The organism is Streptomyces sp. a15 (genome assembly GCF_059026085.1).
In genome coordinates this window covers 133,917-146,660 of sequence record NZ_JBWLKM010000009.1, presented here as the reverse complement: position 1 = coordinate 146,660, position 12,744 = coordinate 133,917, and the positions used below count along the sequence as shown (strand labels likewise).

Here is a 12,744-nt window from a genome sequence, read left to right as displayed (position 1 = left end):
AGGCTTCGGCCACAACGGACCGACCCACAGTGCACCGACCTTGTACGGCGGTTCGTCGCCGTACGGCGATGCGTCACACGGTGGCTACTCGTCGACTCAGCCGAGGAACCCGACCGACGAACCGGGCGGACCACCCGGTGGCCCCGGAAAGCGCCGGAACCCGCTGTTCGTCCTGCTGGCCGTGCTCGCGCTGGCGGCCGTGGCCGTCGCAGCGGTCGTCCTCATGGCGTCGGGAAACGACGACTCGCCCGACGAGAAGGCGCCCGCCGAGAGCAGCGCGAGCACGAGCCGCTCTCCCTCGCCGTCCTTCAGCATCCCGACCGAGCTCCCCAGCACCCTGCCCACCGAGTTGCCGTCGCAGTTCCCCACCGAGCTGCCGAGCGACTTCCCGAGCGACCTCGAATCGCTGATCCCGTCACTCGGGGACGTGCTCCCCTAGCCGAAAGCCGACGTCGGACGGCCGTACCCACCTCATTCGACGTCAGATGCCATACGGCAGCCGTACGTACGTCACCGTCGTCTCCACCCCGCTGTCGACCAGCCGACCCTGCGTGTCGAACGCGCCCGCGCCGTCCGTCATCCCGAAGTCGTTGTCGTTGATGACAGCGAGCGTGTCGTGGTCCACGCGCGCGACGCCCTCGATCTTCCCGGGCACCCCGGCGACCGTGCCCAGGTCGACGACCAGGCGCTTTGCGAGCACCGGTACCCCGGAGGCCGCCGGGTCGTCGAGCTGCTCCAGTGACGGAGACGTCGTGTCGTCGTCCCACCTGCCGCCCAGGATGTTCGCGTCGCGGTCCAGGCGCACGAGCTGGAGCCGCGCAGCCTTGTCGGTGCGCTCCTCGACCAGCAGTCGGTTCCCGCCCACGGCCACCACCGAGGAGATCTTGAGCTCGGAGGTGTCGTCCTCGCTCGGATCCACCACGTTCACGGGGTCGAAGCGGTACGCGTACTCGGCGGTGACCGCCTTCTTCTTCGGCGAGAAACGCAGCAGGCGGGTGGTGCGGGAGGCCTCTCCGGACTCCGTGTCCGGCAGGGACAGCGGGCTCTGGACGGCCAGTACCAGGTCACCGCCAGGGAGTTGAGCGAGCCCCTCGAAGCCGCGGTTGATCTTGCGGTGCAGCAGAACGGACGGCAGCGCCTCCACCACCGGGTAGTCCGTCCCCGTGAGATTCAGTCCCTTGGGCACGTACCGCGTAAGTACCTTCCCGCGCGCGGAGACGTGGATGAGGGACGGTCCGTACTCGTCCACGAGCCAGAAGCTTCCGTCCGCGGCCCGCACGATGCCCTCGGTGTCCAGGCCGTTCGGGTTGTACGACACCGGAGTCCGCGCGTCATAGGAGTACGGCGCCTCGTCGCGCCCCTCCTGGTTCGGCAGGCCCGTGACCGGCTTGCCGGAGGTGGTGGTGATCGGGATGGCGTCCAGCACCTTCACGGAGTCGCCGGACACGCGGATCTTCACGATCGCGGGATCGAAGCCCGGCACCGGGAACGTGCGGCGCTTGGCGCCGTTCACCTTGATCTGCCCGTTGGGTCCGCGGTCGGTGATCGTCCAGAACTCGCCCTGGCAGCCCGCCGGGTAGATGTCACTGCCGATGCCGCCGAGATCCACGCCCCGGTCGTCGCCCACCGTGCCGGGCAGCAACGCGTTGCTGAACGCGCCCAGTGGGATGTCGCCGAGCGTCGCCGTACGCACGACCCGCGCCTCCCCGGCCGGGACGCCGGCGGCCGGGGATGCCACCACGAGAGCGGCCAGCACGGCGAGGGGTGCGCCCGCCGCGACGGAACGGTGGACGCGGCGCCGGCCGGTGGCGTGCGGGGACATGGGGCCTCCTGAGGGGCAAGTTCACTGACAGCGGCCAGATTTGGGCCTCGCGCGGAACGTGGTACGACCGCCAGGTGAACGCGCGACGTCGGCCACTCGTCGGACCGACGCCGCACGCTGCAGCCTTAGAAGACCTTCGTCGCGGCGCACCGCTCCCAGGGAGCCCTGCTCCGGAGGCGGCCCCTTCAGGAGGGCTCCTCCCCGGAGCCGGCCACCGCCGAAGCCAGCGCGGTCGCGGGATCCTGGGCCGCCCCACCGGCGGGCACCCAGCGGCCGCCCTCCTTCCGATACGGCCACCAACGGCCGTCCCGGCTCAGCCGTACCTGGCCGTTCGCGCCGTCGACGGTCCACCGGTTCGCCGTCGCCCGCAGCGTCGGCCGTTCGTCCTCCTCCCAGGCAGAGTCCAGGGCGGCACGCGCGCGTGCGAGCGTTTCGCCCTCTACGGTCCACTCCTCCTCGCACACCGACAGCGCGGCCGCGCCTCCGTGCCGCCAGGCACGCACGGCCAGGGCCAGCTGTTCCCTGCCGCGCCCGGATCCGTCGGCCAGCCGGTCCAGCACGGCATCCCCGGGGCCACCTGCGGCCAGGCGCACGGCATCCTGAGCCACCGTCAGCTCCGCTTCGCCCCCATGCGGTTCCGGACCGGCTCCAAGAGCCTCGGCGAGCAGGCGTTGGGCCTCCACAGCCGTCCGGGCGGCCAGGAACTCCAGGGCTGCCGGCTCTATGCCGGGTGCCGGCGGGGCCTCGGTGTCCAGCGCCGGAGGCGTGCCGGCCTCCTCGGGGAACTCGGGCAGAGCGGGCAGCGGCGGCAGGACGTCCCCGGCCGCGTACGCTTCCGCGGCATCCACGCCCACCGGTTCGGAGATTTCCGCGGCCGGCGCGGCGCTGCGCTCCTGGAGAGCGTCCAGCAGGGCGCGTTCGGCCCGGCCACGCATCAGCAGCAGTACGAACGGGTCCTGGTCCAGCAACCGTGCCACCTGGTGACACAGGGCCGCGGTGTGTCCGCAGTGGTCCCAGGCGTCGCAGTCGCACTTCGGCTCCAGATCGCCCATGCCGGGCAGCAGCTCGATGCCGGCCGCCGCCGCGTCCTCGACCAGGTGCGGCGGCATGTCGCGATCCAGCAGCGCCGCCACGTGCCCGGCCCGCTCGACTGCCATGTCGAGGAAGCGGTCCCACTGTTCGCCGGTCAGCTCCGCCAGCAGCACGTCCGCCCGGCGGGCGGTGCCGTCGCGGTCCTGGACGACCGCGGTGATGCGTCCCGGACGCACCGACACCGCGCCGACGGCTCCCGCACGCGCGAGTCCGCGGCCCGTCTTCACCTGCTGGGAGTCCAGTGCCGTGTCCTCCAGGGCCTTCAGCCAGGCCAGGCCCCACCACGTCTGCGCGAAACCCCTCCCGCGCGCGGGAGGCAGCGCGGCGAACGTGCGCTCCGGGTCACCCTCGTACTCGCTCATCGTGCGCCCCCTCGCAGTTCGACCAGATCGGCCAGCTCCGCGTCCGTCAGTTCCGTGAGCGCCGCCTCGCCCGCGCCGAGCACCGCGTCGGCCAACTCCTGCTTGCGGCTGAGCATCTCGGCGATGCGGTCCTCGATGGTTCCCTCCGTGATCAGCCGGTGCACCTGCACGGGCCGGGTCTGGCCGATGCGGTACGCGCGGTCGGTGGCCTGCGCCTCGACGGCCGGGTTCCACCAGCGGTCGTAGTGCACGACATGCTCGGCCCGGGTGAGGTTCAGCCCCGTGCCCGCTGCCTTCAACGACAGCAGGAAGACGGGGACTTCACCGTCCTGGAAGCGCTGCACCATCGCCTCCCGTTCGTGGACGGGCGTGCCCCCGTACAGGAACTGGGTGGGCGTACCGCGGGCCGCCAGGTGCCGCTCGACGAGCCGGGCCATCTGCACGTACTGCGTGAAGACGAGAACGCTCGCCCCCTCGGAGAGGATGGTGTCGAGGAGTTCGTCCAGCAGTTCCAGCTTCCCGGAGCGCCCGGCGATCGTCGGCCGCTCCTCCTTGAGGAACTGCGCCGGATGGTTGCAGATCTGCTTGAGGCCCGTCAGCAGCTTCACGATCAGCCCGCGCCGCGCCATGTCGTCGGCGCGGGAGATCTCCGCGAGGGTCTCGCGCACCACCGCCTCGTACAGACCCGTCTGCTCGCGGGTCAGGGACACGGCACGGTCGGTCTCGGTCTTCGGCGGCAGTTCCGGGGCGATCCCCGGATCCGACTTGCGGCGGCGCAGCAGGAAGGGGCGTACGAGCCGGGCGAGCCGCTGGGCGGCAGCCGGGTCCAGGCCGGCCTCGACGGGCTGTGCGTACCGCGCGCGAAAGGTGCCGAGCCGGCCCAGCAGACCCGGGGTGGTCCAGTCGAGGATCGCCCACAGCTCGGACAGGTTGTTCTCCACCGGCGTGCCGGTGAGCGCCACGCGCGCGCGTGCGCTGATCGAGCGCAGCTCCCGGGCGGTCGCAGAGTACGGATTCTTCACATGCTGGGCCTCGTCCGCCACGACCATGCCCCACGGCACCTCGCCCAGCCGGCGCGCGTCCAGGCGCATCGTGCCGTACGTCGTGAGCACGAACTCCCCGTCGGCCAGGTCGTCCAGGCTGCGGCGCGATCCGTGGAAGCGGCGCACGGGGGTGCCGGGCGCGAACTTCTCGATCTCGCGCTGCCAGTTGCCCATCAGGGACGTCGGGCACACCACGAGCGTGGGGCCGGCGGACTCGGCGTCGGTCTGCCGGTGCAGATGCAACGCGATCAGGGTGATGGTCTTGCCGAGTCCCATGTCGTCGGCCAGACAGCACCCCAGGCCCAGGGAGGTCGTCCGGGCCAGCCAGCTCAGGCCCCGCCGCTGATAGTCCCGCAGCGTGGCGGCGAGCGCGGCGGGCTGTGCGACCGGCTCCTGCGCCTCGGGGTCCGCGAGGCGCTCCCGCAGTGCCGCCAGCCAGCCCGTGGGATGGACGTCCACCCGGAGGCCGTCGACCTCCGTGGAGCCCGTCAGCGCGGCACTCAGCGCGTCGATGGGTGTCACCTTGCGGTCCTGCTGGGCCCGAGCGCGGCGCATCTCCTCGGGATCGACCAGGACCCACTGGTCGCGCAGTCGCACGACGGGGCGGTCGGCCTCGGCGAGCCGGTCCAGTTCCTCGCGCGTGAGCCGCTGGTCACCGAGCGCGAACCGCCAGTTGAAGGCGAGCAGCGCGTCGGCGGACAGGAACGACGGTGTGTCCGCGGAGACCTTGCCGGGACCTGTCGCCTCGTCCGGCGGACCGACCACAGCGCGGGCGGTCAGCTCGCGGGCCAGTTCCTTCGGCCAGTGCACCTCGACCCCGGCGCTCAAGAGGCTGCGCGCACCCTCCCCGAGCAGCTCGGTGACCTCCTCGTCGCCGAGTTCGACGGCATCCGGCACGGACGCCGAGAGCAGTGGCGCGAGCGCCTGCCAGGCTCGGGCCGCACGGCGGAGCGCGAGCAGGGCGTCCATCCGCGCGCGCGGGCCGAACGTTCCGCCCGCCGCGCCCGTCAACACCTCGACGGCGTCCGCGACGAGCGTCGGATCGCTCACGCTGTGCACCTGCACCACGGCCCGGAACGGCAGCACCGTGTCGTCCCGCGCCTCGGCCAGACCGGGCACCTCGACCCGCAGCGAGAGCCGCACACCCGCGTCATGGCCCGCGGCGACATCGGCGGCCCACCCGCGCTGCTCCGGCAGGTGCTGCGGTTCCCGCGCCGCATAGGCGGGCCCGCCTGTCACCAGCGGTGCCGCGGGGGAGCGGGGGAGCGTGTCTGCGACAGCGTCCAGGAAGGCGCGCAGCAGCCGCTCCGGGTCGGGCAGGCGCGGGGGGCCGGTGCCGTCCAAGGGCACCGCGTGCGCCTCGGGCGGCATCGCGGCGGCAAGCCGGCGGATGCGCTCCATGTCCGCCGTGCCCAGGGGGCCCGTGCGCCAGGCGTCGTGGTCGAGCGGGGAGAGGCCGGGGAGCAGCAGGCCGCGTGCCGTGAGGTGCAGGGCCAGCACGGCAGCCGCACTCCAGAACGCGGGCGCCCGGTGTGTCTCTTCGGAGGCACGCGCGCGCGTGAGCACCGGCAACGCGGCGTGCACCGGCAGCAGGACGGCCGGCACGCTCACCAGCTCGACACCGTCGTCACCGGGCAGGACGACGGCCAGGTCCTCGACGGACCCCGCCTCGACGGCAGGAGGAACTTTGCCGTCGGGCCGCCAGAAGGCGACACTGCCGGTGCGTGCCGGGTCACCGGGCACGAAGACGGCACAACAGTGGGTCAGTTCGGAGATCTCGGAGGGGGGTCCCGCGGAAATCCTCTGCACAGAAATGCTGTATTCCTCAAATTTGACTACTGGTGGATCGTCGAGGGTACAGCACGTCGGCGGCCCACCTGGCAGGTCCGGCACGTGGCCTGAGTCACTTCTCGCCGGGGGTGTCGTCAACCCCCTGTCCGTGCGGTGCTGGCCCCCGGTCCTGCACGGGGGGTTGCCGGATGGTCGCCGCAGGTCGCGGATCCGTACGTTTCCTCAGGTCAGCCCGTTTCTGAGAGAGCCGGAGTCCAGACATGCCCCAGACCGCCGCGATCGAAGCCCACCCTCGGGCGACGCCCCGCTCCACCTCGGGCGGAAGCGAGTTCACGCCCCTCCTGCGCACCGTCAAGAGCCAGGACCTCCTGGAGCGCCGGTACGGCTGGTACGCGCGGCGCATCGCTCTCAACGCACTGGCCCTCGCCGCCGTCGTCACCGGCATCGTCCTGACCGGTGGCTCCTGGTGGACGCTGCTCCTCGCGCCGCTGCTCGCCGTGTTCTCGGCGCGTACCGCCTTCATAGGCCACGACGCCGGTCACTCACAGATCACCGGCAACAAGACAGCCGCCCGCCTCATCGGACTCGTCCACGCCAATCTGCTGCTCGGGATGAGCTACTCCTGGTGGAACCACAAGCACAACCGCCACCACGCCAACCCCAACCACATCGACAAGGACCCCGATGTCGTCGCCGACGTCCTCGTCTTCACCGGTGAGCAGGCGGCGGACCGGAAGGGCTTCAGGCGCTGGCTCACCCGCAACCAGGCCTGGCTGTTCTTCCCGCTCACCCTCATCGAAGGCGTGGCCCTCAAGGTCCAGGGATTCCGGGATCTGCGGCGTCAGTCGCCCGGCGAGCGGTCCGTGGAGGCCGTGCTGCTGGTGAGCCATGTCGTGGGATACGCGACGCTGCTGCTCACCTCCATGTCCCCCGGCAGGGCACTTGCGTTCGCCGCCCTCCACCACGCCCTCTTCGGCCTGCACCTGGGGCTGTCCTTCGCGCCCAACCACAAGGGCATGGAGATGCCGGACCCGAGCGGCGAGCCGTGGGGCCACCTGCGCCGGCAGGTGCTCACCTCGCGCAACATCCGTGGCGGCGCGGTGACCGACTGGTTCCTCGGCGGCCTCAACTACCAGATCGAGCACCATCTGTTTCCCAGCATGCCCCGCCCCCATCTGCGGCTGGCCCGGCCTCTGGTGCGCGCCCACTGCAGGGAGTTGGGTATCCCCTATGCGGAGACCGGGCTCGTCGACTCCTACCGACAGGCTCTGCGCCACATGCACGAGGTGGGAGAGCCCCTGCGGACACAGCCACAGCGGACGGAGTAGTGGACGCTGTAGGGGAGCGAGTCAGGGATGTCTCAGGGACGTCTCAGGGTCGCGGTTCGGAACCGTGGGAGGCGCGGAACCGTTTTTCTGGACAGAGAGCGGCAGTGGCCGCGGAGGAGGCGACGTACATGTCGAAGAACGCCAAGATCGCCGCAGGAGGTGTGGCGGTCGGGCTCATCCTGTTGATCTGGCTGCCCTGGTGGGCCGCGCTCCTGATCGTGCTGGGAGTCCCGGCGGCCGCGTACCTCACCTTGGACCCCTCACAGCGGCGCAGGCTGCGCCGTGTCTCGCGAAAGGAGCTCGGCCGCTGACGCACCACCGTGTCGGCCCGCTCGGGCCGTCCGGTGCGCGGGAGCCCACCGTATAGCCGCTCGCGGGCCTGCCGACCGGCAGGGTCCGCGGGCGGACGTGCCCGTGTCAGCCAGGAGACCGGCGCCGATAGCACGTCGCCGTCCGGCCGGGCTCAGATGGGGCGTACGGCCATCTTGTCGAGTGCCTCAAGTAGACCCGGCAGCTCCGGGCCCCGGCCCACCGGAAGCACCTCGCCGGGCTCGTCGTCGAGCAGGACGAACGCGATGTCGTCGGTTCTGGCCACGAGCGACCAGCCGGGACCGTCGGCGCGCAGGGTCCTCGCGTCCCCGGGGGCGAAGGACGACCGCACGCGGCCGAGGGGCGGGGGCGTGTCCACGTAGGCGCGGGCCTCCGCCATGACGCGTCGGATGCCGCCGTGCCCTTTGCGTCCGTCCTTCTCGGCTTCCTCCGCGCCCCCCGTGGCCTCGGGTGACCCGTCGTCGGCCGCAGTTCCGGAAGCCCCGTCGGCCGAACGTGCGAAGGCCGCGTCGTCGATCTGCTCGCGCCAGATCGCCCACTGGAGCGCGATCTCGTCGGCGCCCAGTCGCCGCTGGGCCGGCCCCCAGGTGGTGGTGTCCGGCGGCGCCAGCGGGGGACGGTCGGCGACCTCGGGGTCGGGATCGTGCGGCGCGGGCACGCCGGGAGCCGCGACGGCGACCGCGAGGGGCCAGCCGGGAAGGCCGGCGACGACGGTGCGTTCGTCGGGCGACAGGTCGTACTCCATGCCGCAGTCCCAGGAGGCGATGGCGACGGCGACCAGCGACACGTCGTCGATGACGACCGTCCACCGGGCACCCTCGCCGTCCTGGCCGAGCACCAGGCCGTACCCGTCGGCCAGCGGCGCGAGGCCGAGCGCCGCGCAGGCCTGCGGATAGTCGTCGCCCAGCACGCTCGGGAACTTCGCCGGCGTCAGCAGCACCGCCGTCAGCACATAGAGCGCGTCGTCCTCGGCGGCGACGGCGTCCTCGTCCGTCCCGGCCATCCCAGTCTCCCCATCTGTTCGTCCAACGGCGCGCACCCTAGTGCGCCCGGAAGGCGCTTGTCACGACTCCCCGGCGCACCGGAGCTGCAGTTCTTGGACCGGATGGGGCGAATCGACCACCCGGTGTCGGCGCGCGTCAGGCCGCCGGAAGCCCCAGCAGCGCCCGTGCCACGGTCCGAGGCGACTCGTCGCGCTCCCGGGCGAGCGCGATGACGGCCCGGCAGGCCAGCTCGTTCACCCCGAACGACAGGGCCTCGGGCGAGACCCAGCCGGCGGCATCGTCGATCCGATCCTGGTCGTCCTCCGCGCAGGCCGACACGTATGCGGCGGCTGCCTCGAACAGGTTGTGCGAGTGTGTGTCCCGACCGGTCTCGGTCTCGTCGCGCAACGCTTTGACGAACCCGGCCCAGGACTTGCGGACTCTGCCGAACATGCTGACCACCTTCCCCCTGTGGTTGCCATGGCTGATCGTTCATCCTCCGCTACTCAACGTAGAGTTGGAGCTTCGGCGGCAGAAGGGGGACGGCGCGGTGAAGCGCTTCGAGCGGCTCGCACAGATCCGGACGTTGGCCCCGGAGCAGGACGCCACGCCGCGGCGGTGAGGACCGGGCGCCTTTTCTGCAGTCAGGCGGAGCGTCAGCGGTCGGCGAGGTGAGGGCGGACCAGGGTCGAATCGAAGGCGACATCCATCTGTGCAGAAGGGCCGGAACGCGGTCAACCCGCCTTGCCGGGCGGGATACTTGTGTCTTCTCACGACGTTGGCGACCAGGGGAGTGGATCGGTGAAGTCTGCCGTAGGAACGGGCCGTTGGGGTGACGGCGGTGGTCGGAGCGGGCGGCATGCGGTCGTCGTGGGCGGGAGTCTCGCGGGGCTCCTCACGGCGCACGTCCTGGCCGGATACGCCGACCGGGTGACCGTCGTCGAGCGCGACCGGTTCCCGGACGGCACCGGGTCACGGCCCGGCGTACCGCAGGGCCGGCATCCGCATGTCCTGCTGCAGGGCGGGCAGGTGGCTCTGGAGTCGCTGCTGCCGGGCTTCCTGGCGGAGCTGCGAGCGGCGGGGGCGCCGCGGGTGGGCATGCCGTCGGACATGGTGATGTGGCAGAACGGCCGCTGGTTCCGCCGCCTGACCGCGACGACGCACATCTACACCGGTTCCCGCGCGCAGCTCGAGGAACTGGTGCGGGGGCGGGTTCTCGCCAACCCGGTGATTAGCGTGGCGGAGGGGACCGATGCCGTCGGGCTTCTCGGTGATGCCTCGCGGGTGCGGGGCGTGCTGCTGCGGGACCGCTCGGGCGGCGCCGGCGCGGAGCACCGGGCCCTGGAGGCCGATCTGGTCGTCGACGCCTCTGGCAGCGGCACCAAGGCGCCGCAGTGGCTCGCTGCGATCGGTGCCGAGACTCCGTACGAGGAGACCATCGACACCGGGCTCGCCTACGCCTCCCGCGTCTACCGCGGCAGGAAGGGCGTCCTCGACGGCGAGACCCTCGGCTACTACGTCTACCCCGGCCCTGATCAGGTCCACGGCGGCGGTGCGCTGCCGCTGGAGGACGGCAGCCATCTCGTCATCGTCTCGGGACTGCGTGGCGACGAACCGCCCACGGACGACGACGAGTTCGAGACGTACACCAAGCGGCTGCAGCATCCACTCCTGGACCGGTGGCTCGAGGACGCCGAACCGCTCTCACCGGCGTTCGGCTACCGGCGGACCGCGAACATCCGCCGCCGCTACGACCTGCCCGGCCGCCGCCCGGCCGGATTCCTCGCCACCGGCGACGCCCTGTGCACCTTCAACCCGATCTACGGGCAGGGCATGGCCATCGCCGCGATGACCGCGGTCGCCCTGCGCGGCGCGCTGGCCGACCGGCGCCGGACGCCCACCACGCGACGCGTGCAGCAGGTGCTCCTCGCGGCGTCCCGGCAGGCATGGGACATCTCGGCCGGGGCGGACCGCAAGATGCCGGGCGCGGTCGGCACCGCGGTCGCCGACGGGCCCGCGGACCGCGTCGCGGACTGGTACCTGCGCCGGGTCATGGAGCGGTCCCCCGGTGACCCGGTCGTGGGGCGCGCCTTCCGCTCCGTGCTGACCCTCTCCGCGCCCGTCACCGCCCTGTTCGCTCCACCCGTGGCCCGGGCCGTCCTCTTCAGCCCGCCCGGGCCGACGCCCATCGAGCCGCCGGCGACACCGGAGGAACCGGGGGGCTGAGCAAGGCCGGCCGCCGACGGCCTCCTGCGCAGGAGGACCACGCCGACGCCCTGGCGGCGGCACTGGACGAGGCCGATGCGTGTAGCTGCAGGGCGAGCTCAGCGGCGTACTCGACGGGAGGACGGATCTCGAGGCTGCGGGCGTGCGCGTCGTGACCGTGCCCGGGACCGGTCACAACGTCATGGTCGACAACCCCGACGCCTTCGTGGCCGCGGTCGCCGGACTGGACTGACGGCGTCAGCCCTCGCGGACGGCCAGGGCCAGGAACCGGTCGTCCCGGTCGACGTACGACGTCATGCGCCACCCGGAACCGGCCAGCAGCGGCCGGAGGTTCGGCTCCGCGCGCAGATCGTCCGGAGTCATCTGCCGGCCCTGGCGCGCCGCGAGCGCAGCCCTGCCGATCGGGTGGAACAGGGCCAGCGTGCCGCCGGGGCGCACCGCGCGCGCCAACTCCCGCAGGTTCTCGGCCGGATGGGGCAGATGCGAGATGAGGCCCGCTCCGAACACCGCGTCCAGCGACCGCGACCGCAGCGGCAGCGCGGTCACGTCGGCCAGCAGCAACCGCCCGTCCCGGTCCCGTCCGGCCCGTACGGCGGCCTGGAGCATGTCCGGGGTCAGATCGATCCCGACGACCACCCCGGCGGGCCCCACGGCCGCACGCAGCGGCGTCAGGGCCCGTCCCGTGCCGCAGCCCGCGTCGAGCACACGATCGCCCTCGCGCAGTCCGAGGTCCGCGACCGCGGCGGCATAGGCGGGACCGTCGTCGGGGAACCGGCTGTCCCAGTCGGCGGCGCGGGCGGCGAAGAACTCCTGGACGTGTGTGTGGTCGTCGCTCATGTTCCGCATAATCCCTCACCGACACGGATGACGCCGCGGCGCGCACGTTCGAGCGTGCCGCGATCGTTCAGATGCACCGCTGCGCCATATTCCAACAGTTTTCGAACTGCGCCCCCTTTGTACGCCCCTGCCCGGACTAGCGTCCCGGAGCCATGGGACACCTGGACCACGCCGCCCTGGGGTGGCTGACCCCCGTGCTGTCGTACGTGATGGCCTGCATAGGCGCCGCACTCGGGCTGCGCTGCACCGTCCGCGCGCTCGGCGCCACCGGACGCTCGCGCCGCAACTGGCTCCTGACCGCGGCCTCCGCGATCGGCACCGGCATCTGGACCATGCACTTCGTGGCCATGCTCGGCTTCAGCGTCAGCGGCACCGACATCCGCTACGACGTGCCGCTCACGATCGCGAGCCTCCTGGTCGCCATGATCGTCGTCTGCGCCGGCGTCTTCGCCGTCGGCTACAGCCGAGACCGCACCCGCGCACTCTTCCTCGGCGGACTCACCACCGGGCTCGGTGTCGCGAGCATGCACTACCTGGGCATGGCTGCGGTACGGCTGCACGGCGACGTCACCTACGACCCGGCGCTCATCGGACTCTCCGTCCTGATCGCCGTCGTCGCGGCGACAGCGGCCCTGTGGGCGGCCCTCAACATCAAGTCACCCGTGGCTGTCACCATCGCCTCCCTCATCATGGGGGCGGCCGTGAGCAGCATGCACTACACCGGGATGTTCGCGGTGGGCGTGCGCGTCGCGCCCTCCGGGGCGGCCCTGCCCGGGGCCACGGCGATGCAGTTCATCTTCCCCCTCGCCGTCGGTCTCGGGTCCTATCTCTTCCTGACCTCGGCCTTTGTCGCGCTGTCGCCGACGACGGGGGAGCGTCAGGCATCCGCCTCGGCCCAGCGGCCGATCGAGAGCGCGGCCCACTAGCGGC

Annotated in this window: 12 protein-coding genes and 1 pseudogene; 7 read left to right on the top strand and 6 right to left on the bottom strand. The window is 72.1% G+C overall.

The window, feature by feature from the left end:
- Positions 1–40 precede the first annotated feature (40 nt).
- Positions 41–439, top strand: coding sequence for a hypothetical protein (locus AC5P09_RS12820; RefSeq protein WP_493873979.1), 399 nt, complete (start codon positions 41–43; stop codon positions 437–439).
- A gap of 42 nt (positions 440–481) precedes the next feature.
- Here AC5P09_RS12820 and AC5P09_RS12815 read toward each other — a convergent pair whose 3' ends face one another.
- From AC5P09_RS12815 to AC5P09_RS12805, 3 genes are all read right to left on the bottom strand, one after another.
- Positions 482–1,822 carry an esterase-like activity of phytase family protein gene (locus AC5P09_RS12815; RefSeq protein ID WP_493873978.1) on the bottom strand — a complete coding sequence of 447 codons (1,341 nt, stop codon included), beginning with the start codon at positions 1,820–1,822 and terminating at the stop codon, positions 482–484.
- Positions 1,823–2,007: 185 nt separating this feature from the next.
- The gene (locus tag AC5P09_RS12810) at positions 2,008–3,276 is read right to left on the bottom strand and encodes an SWIM zinc finger family protein (RefSeq protein ID WP_493873977.1); all 1,269 of its coding nucleotides are present in this window, start codon (positions 3,274–3,276) and stop codon (positions 2,008–2,010) included.
- Positions 3,273–6,128, bottom strand: coding sequence for an SCO1167/SCO6262 family helicase (locus tag AC5P09_RS12805; RefSeq protein ID WP_493873976.1), 2,856 nt, complete (start codon positions 6,126–6,128; stop codon positions 3,273–3,275). The genes AC5P09_RS12810 and AC5P09_RS12805 overlap by 4 nt, the downstream gene beginning before the upstream one ends.
- A gap of 242 nt (positions 6,129–6,370) precedes the next feature.
- Between AC5P09_RS12805 and AC5P09_RS12800 the strand changes: the two genes are divergently transcribed.
- Both AC5P09_RS12800 and AC5P09_RS12795 read left to right on the top strand, forming a co-directional pair.
- Positions 6,371–7,438, top strand: coding sequence for an acyl-CoA desaturase (locus tag AC5P09_RS12800; RefSeq protein ID WP_493873975.1), 1,068 nt, complete (start codon positions 6,371–6,373; stop codon positions 7,436–7,438).
- Between the two features lie 128 nt (positions 7,439–7,566).
- Positions 7,567–7,749, top strand: coding sequence for a tail-anchor membrane protein (locus AC5P09_RS12795; RefSeq protein ID WP_189697265.1), 183 nt, complete (start codon positions 7,567–7,569; stop codon positions 7,747–7,749).
- Positions 7,750–7,901: 152 nt separating this feature from the next.
- Here AC5P09_RS12795 and AC5P09_RS12790 read toward each other — a convergent pair whose 3' ends face one another.
- Together AC5P09_RS12790 and AC5P09_RS12785 are read right to left on the bottom strand one after the other, a co-directional pair.
- On the bottom strand, positions 7,902–8,771 hold the full coding sequence (locus AC5P09_RS12790) for a hypothetical protein (protein WP_493873974.1): 870 nt from the start codon (positions 8,769–8,771) through the stop codon (positions 7,902–7,904).
- Between the two features lie 136 nt (positions 8,772–8,907).
- The gene (locus AC5P09_RS12785; protein WP_493873973.1) at positions 8,908–9,204 is read right to left on the bottom strand and encodes a hypothetical protein; all 297 of its coding nucleotides are present in this window, start codon (positions 9,202–9,204) and stop codon (positions 8,908–8,910) included.
- Between AC5P09_RS12785 and AC5P09_RS12780 the strand changes: the two genes are divergently transcribed.
- From AC5P09_RS12780 to AC5P09_RS12770, 3 genes and pseudogenes are all read left to right on the top strand, one after another.
- Positions 9,203–9,373, top strand: coding sequence for a hypothetical protein (locus AC5P09_RS12780; protein WP_493873972.1), 171 nt, complete (start codon positions 9,203–9,205; stop codon positions 9,371–9,373). The two genes, AC5P09_RS12785 and AC5P09_RS12780, sit on opposite strands and share 2 nt — an antisense overlap.
- A gap of 248 nt (positions 9,374–9,621) precedes the next feature.
- Positions 9,622–10,977 carry an FAD-dependent oxidoreductase gene (locus tag AC5P09_RS12775; protein WP_493874038.1) on the top strand — a complete coding sequence of 452 codons (1,356 nt, stop codon included), beginning with the start codon at positions 9,622–9,624 and terminating at the stop codon, positions 10,975–10,977.
- A gap of 85 nt (positions 10,978–11,062) precedes the next feature.
- Positions 11,063–11,209, top strand: a pseudogene (locus AC5P09_RS12770) (alpha/beta fold hydrolase); the annotation flags it as partial.
- A 5-nt stretch (positions 11,210–11,214) separates the two neighbouring features.
- On the opposite strand, the gene AC5P09_RS12765 reads toward AC5P09_RS12770, so the two are convergent.
- The gene (locus AC5P09_RS12765) at positions 11,215–11,814 is read right to left on the bottom strand and encodes a class I SAM-dependent methyltransferase (protein ID WP_493873971.1); all 600 of its coding nucleotides are present in this window, start codon (positions 11,812–11,814) and stop codon (positions 11,215–11,217) included.
- 152 nt (positions 11,815–11,966) lie between these two features.
- Here AC5P09_RS12765 and AC5P09_RS12760 point away from each other — a divergent pair, with 152 nt between their 5' ends.
- Positions 11,967–12,740, top strand: coding sequence for an MHYT domain-containing protein (locus AC5P09_RS12760; protein ID WP_493873970.1), 774 nt, complete (start codon positions 11,967–11,969; stop codon positions 12,738–12,740).
- Positions 12,741–12,744 lie beyond the last annotated feature (4 nt).